The following is a 13373-nucleotide window of genomic DNA, read 5'->3' as shown; positions in this document are numbered from 1 at the left end:
AGAGCGCCAAGAGTCGGCGCTCAAGATCGAGGTGTTGAGGAGGTCGAATGACCTACTTTATTGATCGCAGACCTAACGCTAAGCACAAGAGCGCGGTCAATCGGCAGCGCTTCTTGGAGCGTTATCGCAAGCACATCAAGCGCTCGGTGGAGGAGGCGGTCAACCGCCGCTCCATCACCGACATGGAGCGTGGCGAGAAAATTTCGATTCCTGCCAAGGACATTTCAGAGCCCGTGTTTCAGCACGGGCCGGGCGGGGCGCGTAATATCGTCTCGCCGGGTAATAAGGAGTTTCTGGAGGGGGATAAGATTCGTCGCCCGGCGGGCCAGGGGGGCGGCAATGGAGCGGGCGAGGGCGGCGCCTCCAACCAGGGGGAAGGAAACGACGAGTTTGCCTTCACCCTCAGCCGTGAAGAGTTCTTGGAGTTTGTGTTCGACGGCTTGGAGCTGCCCCATTTGCAGCGCAAGCCGCTAAAGTCGCTGGAAGAGATCAAAATGGTGCGGGCAGGCCTTGCGCGAGATGGCGTGCCCTCGCGCATTAGCATTACCCGCTCGATGCGCGAAGCCTATGCACGGCGTATCGCCATGCGCGCGCCCATCAAACGTGCTTTGAAAGAGGCGCAAGAGGCGCTAGCGGCCGAGGAGCGCAAAGACCCGGTGCTGCGTAACCCGGCGCGTATCGTGGAGCTCAAAGCCGAGATCGAGCGGCTGGAGAAGCGCATCGACGCCATTCCCTTCATCGATACCTACGACCTGCGCTACCACCAGTTGGCTGCTCAGCCACAGCCGTCGAGCCAGGCAGTGATGTTCTGCGTGATGGACGTGTCGGGCTCCATGACACAGAACCATAAAGACATCGCCAAGCGTTTCTTTTTACTGCTCTATCTTTTTTTGGAGAAGCACTACGAGAAGGTGGAGTTGGTGTTCGTGCGCCACCATACCGCCGCCAGGGAGGTGAACGAGGAGGAGTTCTTCTACTCTCGCGAAACCGGCGGCACCATCGTGTCCAGCGCACTGAATCTGGTCAATAAAATCATCGAAAAACGCTACCCCGCTGGGCAATGGAATTTGTATGTGGCGCAGGCATCCGATGGCGACAACTGGGACGACGACTCCAACATCTGTCGTGATCTGCTGGTAAAGCAGTTGATGCCCCAGCTGCAGTATTACGCCTACGTGGAGATTACCCCGCACGATCATCAGTCGTTGTGGCACGAGTACGAAACCGTAGCAGCACAGTTTCCCGAGCGGTTTGCGATGCGCCAGATCGTCGATGCGGGAGATATCTACCCCGTTTTTCGTGAGCTATTCAAGCGCCGCTTGAGTCAAGAGCGCTAGTGCGAGTCGAGGAGGGCGCCATGAGTGTAACCCGCAAGCCCATCGCCACTGGGTCGGACTGGAATTTCAGCGTGCTGGAGCGCTTCGACGAGGAACTCGCCAGGCTCGCCGATGAGTACCGGCTGGATACCTATCCCAATCAGATCGAAGTCATCACTACCGAGCAGATGATGGATGCTTACGCCAGCGTCGGCATGCCGGTGGGGTATCACCACTGGTCGTTCGGGAAGCAGTTTCTTGCCGTGGAGCAGGCCTATAAACGGGGACAAATGGGGCTGGCCTATGAACTGGTGATCAACTCCAACCCCTGCATTGCCTACTTGATGGAGGAGAATACTTTGATGATGCAGGTGCTGGTCATTGCCCACGCCTGCTACGGTCATAACTCCTTCTTCAAGGGCAACTACTTATTCCGCACTTGGACCGATGCGGAGTCCATCGTCGATTACCTGGTATTCGCCCGCAAATACATCGCGCAGTGCGAAGAGCGCCACGGCGTGCACGCCGTCGAGCAACTGCTGGATGCCTGTCATGCGCTACAAAACTACGGGGTAGACCGCTACAAGCGGCCATCACCCATCTCGGCGGAGGAGGAAGCCAAACGCCAAGACGAGCGCGAGGCGTACCTGCAAACCCAGGTCAACATGCTGTGGCGAACGATCCCCGAGCCGCCGGCTGGCATGGCACCGTTGCCGGGTAGCTTGCACAGCGACGACGACCCGTTGGGACTGCATACGGGCGGTCGCTACCCCTCAGAGCCCCAGGAGAACCTGCTCTACTTCATCGAAAAGAATGCTCCACTGTTGGCCCCTTGGCAGCGTGAGATCGTACGTATCGTGCGTAAGCTGGCGCAGTACTTCTACCCGCAGCGGCAAACGCAGGTAATGAACGAGGGGTGGGCATGTTTTTGGCACTACACGTTGATGAACCGGCTATACGATGAAGGCAAGGTGGATGAAGGGCTGATGCTGGAGTTCTTGCAGTCCCACGCGGCGGTCATCAACCAGCCGGGGTTCGATAGCCCCTATTACAGCGGGCTGAACCCTTACGCTTTGGGTTTTGCCATCTTCATGGACATTAAGCGGATATGTGACGCGCCGACGGCGGAAGATCGTGAGTGGTTCCCCGACATAGCGGGCAGCCCCTGGCGAGACACCCTGGAGTTCGCGATGCGCAACTTCAAGGATGAGTCTTTCATTCAGCAGTTTCTCTCCCCCAAAGTCATTCGCGACCTAAAGCTCTTTTTGATCGTCGATGATGATCAGTCCGAGACGCTGGAAGTCGCCGCGATACATGACGATCGGGGCTACAAGCGTGTTCGGGAGGCGCTCTCCAGCCAATACGCGCTCTCCGTTCGCGAGCCCAATATTCAGGTGGTGGAAGCCGCCATCCGAGGAGATCGCTCGCTGACGCTGCACCATATTCAAGACAATCGCCGCCCTTTGGGCCGAAGCGTATACCCGGTGATTCGCCATTTACAGCAGCTGTGGGGGTTCCCCGTACACTTGGTGTCCATGGAGGAGGGAAAAGTGACACGACGCTACCACTGGCCGGTAGAAGAGGAGAGCAAAGAGGCGAGTTGATGGCGAACGTGTTTTATACGTCTTCAAACGTCATCACCCCGCGCAAGGCGCGGGGTGAGTCGTTTTAACCGCTGGCACAGCGTATTACGCTTTGGCGGTCCAGGATTGGCACCAACCTTCCGGGGCGACACTGTTTTCGGGGAACAGCTGGCAGCCTTGCGTATCGGTATTGAAGAACATGCAGTTAGAGCAGAGTTCGCCCTCTTCGTAAGCAGGGTGATCGCTGGCTTCGCTGGCCACTTCAACGTAGTTGAGCGCCTGGGCGGTAGGTGAGGAGGGATCCAAACGCGGGAGTTCCTGGGCAAAAGCAGTCTTCGACAGGATTCCAGCACCAAACGGCAGGGCGGCGAGGCCTAGCACGCTGTTACGCATGAACTTACGACGGCTCTGATTAGCCATGGTGTCTCCTTATCGTCACGGTCTGACGTTTTGCTACGGTGATCGGGTGGTGGTCCACCTCTTAATACTCCGACAAGTCTTATAAATCGGAGGTCTAAGGTACATGCTAGCGCATGCTCAAAATTAGTGCGAATAACCTTATAAATAGCGCGACAATTAGCCACGCAGGTGAGCAGCGCTTGGCCCTACCCCGCAGGCTGCTATACTCGCCCCGTAGCCTGATATCCACCTTTCATGAGCAACGAGGGCGCCATGCAGAACGCAGTGATCTTGATCAATACCGAAAAAGGCCAGGTAAAAGCAGTGGCCGAGCGTCTAGCAGATGTAGAGGGGATCAGTGAGGTCTACTCTACCTGTGGTCGTTACGACTTAGTCGCCATTGCCCGCACCCGTGACTTCGAGAGCTTGGCAGAACTGGTCACCGAGCGTCTCAATGCGGTAGAGGGGATCAGCGATACTGAAACGTTGAACGCCATGCAGGTGCACTCTCGTCACGATCTGGAAACCATGTTTTCACTCGGCTGGTAACCCTCGCTATCGCGGCAACGGATAGACGAGTGGATGAAAAGAATATCGTAGGGGAGTGACTTCGTTGGGGAATTCGTTCGTGCGCTGGCGTCGCCAAGGGCGACGTCTGGGCATTGCTGTGCTGTTTGTAATCGTAGGTACTGGTCTGTGGGAGTTTCAGGGCCGTCAACATCAAGATGCGTACACGTGGAAAGGCGTGCCCACGTGGGAGTCGTTTCAACCGACGACGTTTCATCGCGTATTGCGCAACGATGGGTTTTTAGCGGGATGGTCGGATGTACGCGTCGGGGCGCTGTGGGTCAGCTACCAAGTCACCGCCGTGCCAGACGATACGCGCATCGGCAGTCGGCCCAATTTCCAAGCAGACTGGCGCACGCTATGGCCCGTAGATACGGACAGCTATTCCGGCAGTGGCTACGACCGAGGGCATCTAGCCCCCAACTATGCCATTGCCGCCGTGCATGGCCGCCGTGCGCAAATCGATACCTTCTTGATGAGCAACATGGCGCCTCAACGGCCTAATTTGAATCGTCAGCTTTGGCAGCGTTTGGAAGAGTCGGTCATGGACCACTTTGCCCCTCGCTTTGAGCGCTTGCAGGTAATCACCGGGCCCATCTACCCGGAGCACTTTATGGATAACGTGTTCAATCGCGTGGGTTTCGTGGAAGTGCCGTCGGCGTTTTATAAAATCATCGTCGCCCCTCACGAAGAGGCGCCGTTAGCGCTAGCGTTCATCATGCCTCAAGACGTAAGAGGCAACGAGCCGCTGGATGACTATCTCGTCACTATCGATGAGGTGGAAGCGCGAACGGGACTGGATTTCTTTCCTGATTTGACACCCGCAATGGAGTCCGTACTCGAAGGTGAGTTGCGCACCCAAGACTGGGCGTTGGAAGAGGTGGCGCGTCGTCCCGGACGCTATCAGTAAATCGGCGGGCGGGGGCTTGACCCTCGCTTGTCGCAATGCGCCACCGTGTTAACGTGCAGGCGCTACAACACACCACGCTAGGGCGGTGATCGGAAAAGCGCATAGGGCACGTGGCTTATACTAGAAAAAATACACAGAGAAAAAGAGAAATAAGAGGGGATAGCATGGATGAAAGAGTGATGCGGAAGGGACCATGTCATGGTGCCCAGGAGAGGACTTGAACCTCCACGTCCGTACGGACACTAGCACCTGAAGCTAGCGCGTCTACCAATTCCGCCACCTGGGCGCATCATCTTTTCGTTTGCAGTTACAGCGCGGCGTTTGTATTCGCATGGTGCCCAGGAGAGGACTTGAACCTCCACGACCATACGGTCACTAGCACCTGAAGCTAGCGCGTCTACCAATTCCGCCACCTGGGCGAATACAAACTAACCTTCTACTGCTGTCACCGCTAACTTGCCGCTGCACCTTATAACGTCATGAAAAGGGGATAACATGATGTTATTTGGTGCCCAGAAGAGGACTTGAACCTCCACGACCATACGGTCACTAGCACCTGAAGCTAGCGCGTCTACCAATTCCGCCATCTGGGCAAGTGGCGCGTATGATACCGGGGCCGTGGTTAAATGCAAGCCCTGAGGCGAATTTTTTAACACTGAAATCATATTAATGCAGCGTTAGGTGGTTGGGTGATTGAACCGGCAGCGCTATACTGCGCCCATGACCAAACAAAACATGACACGCGCTAGCTCATTAACCGCTTGCGCCGACGCCAATAGCGTCGATACCGAATCCCGCCCGCAGTGCCAAGCCGCTGCGCTAACTGTCCGCCTCCCGCAAACGCCATCAAGGATGTTGATCGCATGAAGTACTGGACGTTGAGTGATGATCCGCACGCCGAGCGCGAGGCGCAAAAGTACGATAACCCTGCGCCTAGCCGCGAATACTTATTGGCTGCCCTAGAAAGTTATGGCAAGCCCATTACCCATGAAAACATGAGCCGCATGCTGGGCATCGAGGATGAAGACCATCTCGAAGCCGTGCGTCGGCGCATGGCGGCCATGGAACGCGACGGGCAGGTGCTACGGGACCGTCGTGGCGCCTACGCGCTCATCGACAAGCTCGACCTAATCAAAGGTAAGGTCTTGGGGCATCGCGATGGTTTTGGTTTCGTGCTGCGGGATGACGGTAAGAAGCCAGATCTCGTGTTGCCGCCACGTCAAATGCGTCGTGTCTTTCACGGTGATCACGTGCTGGTACGCATCAGTGGCCGTGACCGTCGCGGCCGTGACGAAGCCACCATTGCCGATGTCATCGCGCGCAATACCCAAACCATCGTGGGTGTCTACCGCAGCAATACCCCGGAGTTTGGGGTGTTGATTCCCGAAAACCCGCGCATTACGCAAGAAGTCATCATACCGCACACCTCCTGTGGGGGGGCAAAGGATGGCCAGGTCATTTCGGCCAGGATCGTGCAGCAGCCCGCTACTCGGGTGCAGCCGGTGGGTGAAGTGATCGAAGTGCTGGGCGAGCGTATGGATCCCGGCATGGAGATCGATATTGCCATCCGCAGCTACGACATCCCTGCCGAGTTTCCGCCAGAGGTGCTGGATCAAACCAGCGACATCTCTGCAGAGGTCTTGGAGGAGGATAAACAGCATCGCGTCGATTTGCGTGATATTCCGCTCGTCACCATCGACGATGAGTCCGCCAAAGATTTCGACGACGCAGTCTGTGCCTGGAAGACCAAGTCCGGCAGCTGGAAGCTGTTGGTGGCGATTGCCGACGTTTCCCACTATGTACGCCCCGGCACTGCGCTGGATGATGAGGCGCGCACGCGAGGGAACTCGGTCTACTTCCCGGGGCAGGTCGTGCCGATGCTGCCAGAGCTGCTCTCCAACGGCCTCTGTTCACTGAACCCTCACGTCGATCGTTTGGTGATGGTGTGCGAGATGAACATCTCCAAAACCGGCGCCATCAGTCGCTACTCGTTTTATGAAGCCGTGATGAACTCCCATGCACGCCTGACCTATAACAAGGTGGCGGCGATGTTGGACGGCGAGAGCGAGGAGGGCGAAGCGCTGCGTCGTGAGCATGCGGAACTGGTCAAGCCGCTCAAAAATCTGCACGAGCTGTATGGCCTACTGCGCTCTGCGCGGGAAGAGCGTGGCGCGATCGATTTCGATACCACGGAAACGGCGATCATCTTCAATGACGAGCGCAAGATCGAAAAAATCGTGCCGCGTACCCGTAACGACGCTCACAAGCTCATCGAGGAGTGCATGCTGGCCGCCAACGTGGCCACGGCGCGCTTCCTGGACAAGCACGACCTGCCAGCGCTCTACCGTATTCACGAGCGTCCCACGCCCGAGCGTTTGGACAAGCTGCGCCTGTTCTTGAGTGAGCTGGGACTTTCCGTCGGAGGGGGCGACGAGCCCACGCCGCAAGATTACCAAGCGCTTCGCGAAGCCATTGCCGACCGACCGGACGCCGATATCATTCAAACGGTCATGCTGCGCTCGATGAATCAGGCCGTCTATTCGCCTCAGAACGAAGGCCACTTTGGTTTGGCGTACCAGGCGTACGCCCACTTTACCTCGCCGATCCGCCGTTATCCGGATCTGCTGGTTCACCGCGCCATTCGCTCGGTGATTCGTGGCCCGCGTCAAACCAATACGGTCGTGCGGGTAGAGGGTGCGCCGGTAGAGCCACCGAGCAAATGGTGCCCCTATACCTTCGAACAAATGCTGGAGCTGGGCGAGCACTGCTCGATGACCGAGCGGCGTGCGGATGAAGCGACCCGCGATGTCGAGAGCTGGCTCAAGTGTGAGTTCATGTCCGATAAGCTCGGAGAGACTTTCGAAGGTACGATTGCCTCGGTGACCCAGTTTGGCCTGTTCGTGCGTCTCGATGACTTCTATGTCGAGGGCTTGGTACACGTGACCTCGCTGCCGTCGGACTACTATCACTACGAAGCCGAAAAGCATCGCCTGAAAGGGGAGCGTACCGGCACCACCTACCGCCTGGGGGATGGCTTGACCGTTCAGGTGGCGCGCGTGGACATGGACGACCGGAAAATCGACTTTGGCTTGGCCGATGACAAGCCGCGCCCGCGTCGCCAGCCGCGTAAGCGTCGTGGTGAAAGTGGTGGCCCCAAGGCAGTCGCTGCCCAGGATAAGCCGTCAACGCGTCGTGGCCCGCGCCGCACGCGCAACGGCTCGCGCAAACCATCAGCGAAAAAGGGGTGAGCATGAAGTCGTCGTCTCGACGCCCCCCGCGTACGGCCATTCGCACGCCGGATGGCTTGGATCACGTGTACGGCGTTCACGCGCTGGAGAGCTTGCTAGGGCGTGGCGAGTCCCCTCAGGAGCTGTGGGTTCAGCAGGGGGCGGGTAACCGTTTGAAAGAGTTGGTCGCCACGGCCCAGTCCGGCGGTGCGCGTATCAGAGAGCAGCCCCGTGACGTGCTCGATCAGCTCACCCAGGGCGCAGCGCACCAAGGCGTGGTGGCATTTTGTGCCCCTTTGATGCCCGAAGGTGAAGAGTCGCTGTGGTTGAAACTGCGTGCCTGGCAGGCATCCGCACCGCCGCTGTTGCTGGTGCTGGATGGCGTCACCGATGTGCATAACTTCGGTGCCTGCCTGCGTAGCGCCGATGCCGCCGGCGCCCACGGCGTGATCGTGGCGAAAGACAAGGCCGCGCCGCTCAATGCCACGGTCAGGAAAGTGGCCTGCGGTGCTGCAGAAGTCGTGCCGGTCTATCAGGTCACGAATCTTTCGCGCACGTTGGCCAAGCTCAAAGATGCGGGTGTTTGGATTACCGGTACCGCCGGTGAGGCGGAGGCCAGCGTGTTCGAGATCGACATGACCGGTCCTACCGCGCTGGTGATGGGCGCCGAAGGGAAGGGCATGCGCCGTTTGACCCGCGAAGCCTGCGATAATCTCGCCAAACTGCCCATGGCCGGGCAGGTGTCGAGCTTGAATGTCTCTGTGGCCACCGGTATCTGCCTGTTTGAAGCCGTTCGCCAGCGGCAGCTTGCAAGTTAGCGGCCAGCCCACTAGAATGCTTGCGCTCGTTTATTCATAAGCGGGCGTTCGTATGGGTAACTCATCTGTACGATCAACAGTTCTGCTTGATGCGCTATCTCGGCTGTTCGCGGCCTAGAAAGGGCATTTCAGTTAACTCCTTGCTTCCCTGTCGCCGTTGAGGTATCTGCCCCAGCGCACATCGGAAGCTGCCAAACCGCAAGGAGATTCCATGCGTCATTACGAAATCGTGTTTATGGTCCACCCGGATCAGAGCGAGCAAGTGCCGGCTATGGTCGAGCGCTACACCAGCATCGTTACCGAAAACGCTGGTACTGTGCATCGCCTGGAAGATTGGGGCCGTCGTCACCTGGCTTACCCGATCAACAAGATCCACAAAGCCCACTACGTGCTGATGAACGTTGAGTGCACCGGCGAGACTCTCGAAGAAATCGAGAACATCTTCCGTTTCAACGACGCCATCATCCGCAGCTTGGTCGTTCGTTGCAAAGAAGCGATCACCGAAGCGTCTCCGATGATGAAGCCGGCAGAAGAAAAGCGTCCGCGTCGCGAAGAAAAACCGCGCGCTGAAGCTGAAGAAACTGCCTGATTTTATCCACCGCACGTTTTAAGGAGCTAGTCCATGGCACGTTTTTTCCGTCGCCGTAAGTTTTGCCGCTTCACCGCTGAAGGCGTCAAGCAGATCGACTACAAAGATCTCGACACGCTGAAGGCTTACATCACCGAAACCGGCAAGATCGTTCCGAGCCGCATCACCGGCACCAAAGCACGCTATCAGCGTCAGCTGGCGACCGCTATCAAGCGTTCACGCTACCTGGCACTGCTGCCCTACTCCGATAGCCACCAGTAAGCGTTTAACGTGATGCTGGCACTAGCAAGATGGCTGATGCGTGGTACGCCCTATGCCGCAGGCGGGGCAGCGCTAGCAGCGTTAGTGCCCTGGCTGTTTTGGTTAGGTGCGGCCATTGCGGCGTTAGTGACGCTGCGCAAGGGCTTTGCTCCCGCGCTTCCCGTCATTATCGCTGCGGCATTACCAGCCGGTTTCTGGTGGGCGCAGGGTGATGTGATTCCGCTGGCGAGCGTACTACTCGTTTCGCTCATGGCGGTCATATTGCGCGAGAGGATGCGCTGGAGTGAAGCCTTGATCGTTGGCACCTTAGCGGCCGCGGTCATGGTGCAGCTTGGCATCTTCAGCCCACCGGGCGGCACAGAGCTCATGCTGGAGCAGTTGCGCGAGAGCTCGGAAGAGATCGACCGCATGCTCACAGAGTTTGCCAACCAAGGCGTCGACACGACGACTCTGGCCTCCATGGTGATCGGGGGCGTAACGGGGTTGGTTGTGCTGTTAGCGGCCATCGCATGTTTGGCGCTAGCACGCAGCTGGCAGGCTGGGCTTTATAACCCAGGCGGCTTTCGTGAAGAGTTCCATGCGCTGCGCCTGGCTCCCAAAGAACTCGCTATTTTAGTAGTGCTTGGGGTGGCAGGTATGGTGCTAGGTGCGCAGGCGCTGGCCATGCTTAGCTGGATTCCGCTGTTGATAGCCGGTATTGCGTTAGTGCACGGGTTTATTGGAATAAAGGGGATGAACGGGCTGTGGCTGGTAGCATTTTATGTGCTGCTGATCACGACCTGGCCCACGATTCTCATTGTGCTGCTGTTGGGGCTGATCGATACATTCGCGAACGTTCGCGCACGCCTTGCCCGCAGCAATTGACAAGAGGTTTACGAGATGGAAGTCATTCTGCTCGACAACATTGGTAAGCTGGGCGGCCTGGGTGACAAGGTCACTGTTAAGCCCGGTTATGGTCGTAACTACTTGGTGCCTTACGGCTTAGCCGTACCGGCCACCAAAGAAAACGTAGAAGCGTTTGAAGCACAGCGTGCCGAGCTCGAAGCTCAAGCCGCTGAGCGTAAAGCAGAAGCCCAAGCACGCGCTGAGCAACTGAACGACATCGAACTGTCGTTGGTTTCTAAAGCGGGCGACGAAGGCAAGCTGTTCGGCTCTATCGGTCCGCGTGATCTGGCCGACGCCATCTCCTCTGCTGGCATCGAAGTTGCCAAGAGCGAAGTGCGTATGCCGCAGGGCCCGATTCGTCAAACTGGCGAATACGACATCGACCTCCACCTGCATGCAGAAGTGGATGCCGTTGTACGCGTGGTGGTTGTCGCCGAGTAATCTCGCTCGTCAACGCTAACGCCTCAAAGGGCGCGGGACCTCCCGCGCCCTTTGTCTTTTCTGAGCCGCTGACGAGTGTGATTTGGCCAGTGGTGTGAAGGAAGCAGCCCGGCTAAGATAAGCGCCGTTGGCAATGCGTTACTTTTAAGGAGCTCGCTATGCAGGACCAGCCCTCTGCTGATCAGGAAACGGCGGCGTTAAAGCTGCCGCCGCACTCGCTAGAGGCGGAGCAGTCGGTGTTAGGCGGGCTCATGCTAGATAACCAAGCCTGGGATAACGTATCCGAGCGTTTGGTAGCAGACGATTTTTATCGCTATGAGCACCGTTTGGTGTTCAACGTCATGATTCACTTGGCGGAATCGGGACAGCCGCTCGATGTCGTCACGCTTTCTGAAGCGCTGGAAGCGCGGGACCAGTTGGATACCGTCGGCGGGCTTGGGTTTCTGGCGGAGCTTGCCCGCAATACGCCCTCGGCCAGCAACATACGCGCCTACGCGGATATCGTTCGCGAACGTGCCACGCTGCGTAAGCTGATTCGGGCAGCTAACCAAATTGCCGAAGGGGCGTTCTCGCCGCAGGGGCGACCTGCCGATGAGCTGTTGAACGAAGCCGAGCGGCTGGTGTTTCAAATTGCCGAAGAGCGCCCCAAAACCGGTGGTCCGATCGGTATGAGCGACCTGCTCACCAAAGCGGTCGACCGCATCGATGAGCTCTTCAACCTCAAAGGGGAGATGACCGGCCTCTCCACCGGTTTCCGCGATCTGGACGAGATGACCTCGGGCCTGCAGCCCTCCGACTTGGTGATCATCGCCGGGCGTCCGTCGATGGGTAAGACGACTTTCGCCATGAACTTGGTCGAGCATGCAGTCATCTCCAGCGACAAGCCGGTCATGGTGTTTTCCATGGAGATGCCCGCAGAATCGCTGATGCTGCGTATGCTCTCTTCACTGGGGCGCATCGACCAAACGCGAGTTCGCTCGGGCCAGCTGGAAGATGAGGATTGGCCGCGACTTACGTCGGCCGTCAATCTTCTAAAAGACAAGCAGCTGTTCATCGATGATACCGCCGCGCTCTCACCCAACGAGATGCGTTCGCGGCTGCGTCGTATCGTACGTGAGCACGGCAACATGGCGCTGATCATGATCGACTATCTGCAGCTGATGCAGATCCCCGGCTTTTCCGAAAACCGTACGGGGGAGATCTCCGAGATTTCGCGCTCCTTGAAAGGCTTGGCAAAAGAGTTCAACTGCCCGGTCGTGGCGCTTTCGCAGCTGAACCGCTCGCTAGAGCAGCGCCCCAACAAGCGACCCGTGATGTCGGATTTGAGGGAGTCGGGCGCGATCGAGCAGGATGCGGACGTCATCGCCTTCGTGTACCGAGATGAGGTGTATAACCCGGACAACCCGGATAACCAGGGTATTGCGGAGCTCATCATTGGTAAGCAGCGTAACGGGCCGATTGGCACCGTCCACATGGCCTTCATAGGCAAGTACACGCGCTTCGAGGACTTGGCACCCGACAGCTACGGCGAAGCGTTTGGCGATTAACTTGAGCGTCATGGGGGAGAACGTATAATGCGCACCCTCATGAGCAGTTCGCCTCGAGCAGATAGAGAGACAGGAGTAACAAATGGCAGGTGGTTTTAGGCGCGGTAACCGCAAACGTCTTCCGAAACTGGAAGGCCGTGGTGAGCTCCAGTCGCTAGAGCGCGAAGGCCCTTTCAAAGAGTGGCTGGGCATGCCCGACCTTTATCGCTACTTTTTGGTGGTGGAAGGGGAGAAGTACAGTTACCAAACCGAAGATGCTGAACTTCCCGTCGCGGTGGGCGACAAAGTGGTCTTTCGTTACAAAGAGACCAAAGGCGGTAACTGGATCGATCGTAACTCGCTGGGCAAGGCGATTGACCCGTCCGAGTATCAATAAGTCGACCATAAGTTGACGATAAAGGCAGGAACTCTTTTCTGTTATTGCCGTCTTAGGCGGTTAGTGCCAAGGTAATATAATTGTCATGGAGCCACGTCATGCTGTGCTCCATGACGATGACCAATAACAGGAGGGAACCATGGAACTGAAAGCGTTAAAACAGTTCGTCGCGAATCACGACAATTTCGAAATTCGTGTCATTACCCATTCGGGTAGCCGTTTTTATCAAGTCGAGCTGGAAGATGTCGAAGGCGAGCGTCACACGCTGATGCAGCGCGGCAAGCCGATGCTGTTTCGCTCACTGGACGACGTTTATTTAGAGCTAAAACGCGCAGGCATTCATCGCGCTTACTTGGTGCAGCACGTGCCCCAAGACGAAGTGATTGGTCGCGACGCTCATTACAGCGCGCCGCTCACCTCGCGTATGCCTCTGGTGTTTTAATTCCTCCGCTGA

Annotated in this window: 14 protein-coding genes and 3 tRNA genes; 13 read left to right on the top strand and 4 right to left on the bottom strand. The window is 57.5% G+C overall.

Annotation, left to right across the window (positions count from 1 at the left end):
• Positions 1-47: 47 nt before the first annotated feature.
• Positions 48-1337 (top strand): YeaH/YhbH family protein, encoded by a 1290-nt coding sequence (locus tag AB6K10_RS17250; RefSeq protein WP_159342767.1) that lies wholly within the window; start codon positions 48-50, stop codon positions 1335-1337.
• A gap of 20 nt (positions 1338-1357) precedes the next feature.
• On the top strand, positions 1358-2920 hold the full coding sequence (locus tag AB6K10_RS17245; RefSeq protein WP_159342766.1) for a SpoVR family protein: 1563 nt from the start codon (positions 1358-1360) through the stop codon (positions 2918-2920).
• A gap of 84 nt (positions 2921-3004) precedes the next feature.
• On the opposite strand, the gene AB6K10_RS17240 is transcribed toward AB6K10_RS17245, so the two are convergent.
• A complete protein-coding gene (locus AB6K10_RS17240; RefSeq protein WP_159342765.1) occupies positions 3005-3319 on the bottom strand; it encodes a high-potential iron-sulfur protein in 315 nt (104 codons plus the stop codon).
• A 252-nt stretch (positions 3320-3571) separates the two neighbouring features.
• Here AB6K10_RS17240 and AB6K10_RS17235 point away from each other — a divergent pair, with 252 nt between their 5' ends.
• Positions 3572-3847 carry an Lrp/AsnC family transcriptional regulator gene (locus AB6K10_RS17235; protein WP_044628486.1) on the top strand — a complete coding sequence of 92 codons (276 nt, stop codon included), beginning with the start codon at positions 3572-3574 and terminating at the stop codon, positions 3845-3847.
• Between the two features lie 64 nt (positions 3848-3911).
• Positions 3912-4775, top strand: a complete 864-nt coding sequence (locus AB6K10_RS17230) for a DNA/RNA non-specific endonuclease (RefSeq protein WP_254436377.1) — start codon at positions 3912-3914, stop codon at positions 4773-4775.
• A 199-nt stretch (positions 4776-4974) separates the two neighbouring features.
• Here the strand turns inward: AB6K10_RS17230 and AB6K10_RS17225 are convergent.
• The 3 genes from AB6K10_RS17225 to AB6K10_RS17215 all read right to left on the bottom strand — a co-directional run bounded on the left by AB6K10_RS17225 (position 4975) and on the right by AB6K10_RS17215 (position 5368).
• A tRNA-Leu gene (locus AB6K10_RS17225) sits at positions 4975-5061 on the bottom strand.
• Between the two features lie 46 nt (positions 5062-5107).
• Positions 5108-5194, bottom strand: a tRNA-Leu gene (locus tag AB6K10_RS17220).
• Positions 5195-5281: 87 nt separating this feature from the next.
• Positions 5282-5368: transfer RNA gene (locus tag AB6K10_RS17215), tRNA-Leu, on the bottom strand.
• Positions 5369-5638: 270 nt separating this feature from the next.
• On the opposite strand from AB6K10_RS17215, the gene rnr reads away from it, so the two are divergent.
• The 9 genes from rnr (at position 5639) to AB6K10_RS17170 (ending at position 13361) form a co-directional block, all read left to right on the top strand.
• A complete protein-coding gene (rnr, locus tag AB6K10_RS17210; protein ID WP_159342764.1) occupies positions 5639-8023 on the top strand; it encodes a ribonuclease R in 2385 nt (794 codons plus the stop codon).
• Between the two features lie 2 nt (positions 8024-8025).
• The gene (gene rlmB, locus AB6K10_RS17205) at positions 8026-8820 is read left to right on the top strand and encodes a 23S rRNA (guanosine(2251)-2'-O)-methyltransferase RlmB (RefSeq protein ID WP_159342763.1); all 795 of its coding nucleotides are present in this window, start codon (positions 8026-8028) and stop codon (positions 8818-8820) included.
• A 211-nt stretch (positions 8821-9031) separates the two neighbouring features.
• Complete coding sequence (rpsF, locus tag AB6K10_RS17200; RefSeq protein WP_044628490.1) at positions 9032-9409, top strand: 30S ribosomal protein S6; 378 nt, start codon at positions 9032-9034, stop codon at positions 9407-9409.
• A 33-nt stretch (positions 9410-9442) separates the two neighbouring features.
• Positions 9443-9670 (top strand): 30S ribosomal protein S18, encoded by a 228-nt coding sequence (gene rpsR / locus AB6K10_RS17195; RefSeq protein ID WP_009097135.1) that lies wholly within the window; start codon positions 9443-9445, stop codon positions 9668-9670.
• Between the two features lie 12 nt (positions 9671-9682).
• Positions 9683-10534 carry a hypothetical protein gene (locus AB6K10_RS17190; protein ID WP_159343791.1) on the top strand — a complete coding sequence of 284 codons (852 nt, stop codon included), beginning with the start codon at positions 9683-9685 and terminating at the stop codon, positions 10532-10534.
• 15 nt (positions 10535-10549) lie between these two features.
• Entirely contained in the window at positions 10550-10996 is a 447-nt protein-coding gene (rplI, locus tag AB6K10_RS17185) for a 50S ribosomal protein L9 (protein ID WP_044628492.1), read from the top strand.
• Positions 10997-11154: 158 nt separating this feature from the next.
• On the top strand, positions 11155-12543 hold the full coding sequence (dnaB, locus tag AB6K10_RS17180; protein ID WP_139526810.1) for a replicative DNA helicase: 1389 nt from the start codon (positions 11155-11157) through the stop codon (positions 12541-12543).
• 82 nt (positions 12544-12625) lie between these two features.
• Positions 12626-12919 (top strand): hypothetical protein, encoded by a 294-nt coding sequence (locus AB6K10_RS17175; RefSeq protein WP_044628494.1) that lies wholly within the window; start codon positions 12626-12628, stop codon positions 12917-12919.
• Between the two features lie 139 nt (positions 12920-13058).
• Positions 13059-13361 carry a DUF6482 family protein gene (locus AB6K10_RS17170; protein WP_339119431.1) on the top strand — a complete coding sequence of 101 codons (303 nt, stop codon included), beginning with the start codon at positions 13059-13061 and terminating at the stop codon, positions 13359-13361.
• The last annotated feature ends 12 nt before the right edge of the window (positions 13362-13373 follow it).

It is taken from the genome of Halomonas sp. BMC6, assembly GCF_964204995.1.
Taxonomy (GTDB): Bacteria; Pseudomonadota; Gammaproteobacteria; order Pseudomonadales; family Halomonadaceae; genus Vreelandella.
The sequence above is the reverse complement of the archived record's forward strand: the minus strand, read 5'-3'. Positions and strand labels throughout refer to the sequence as shown.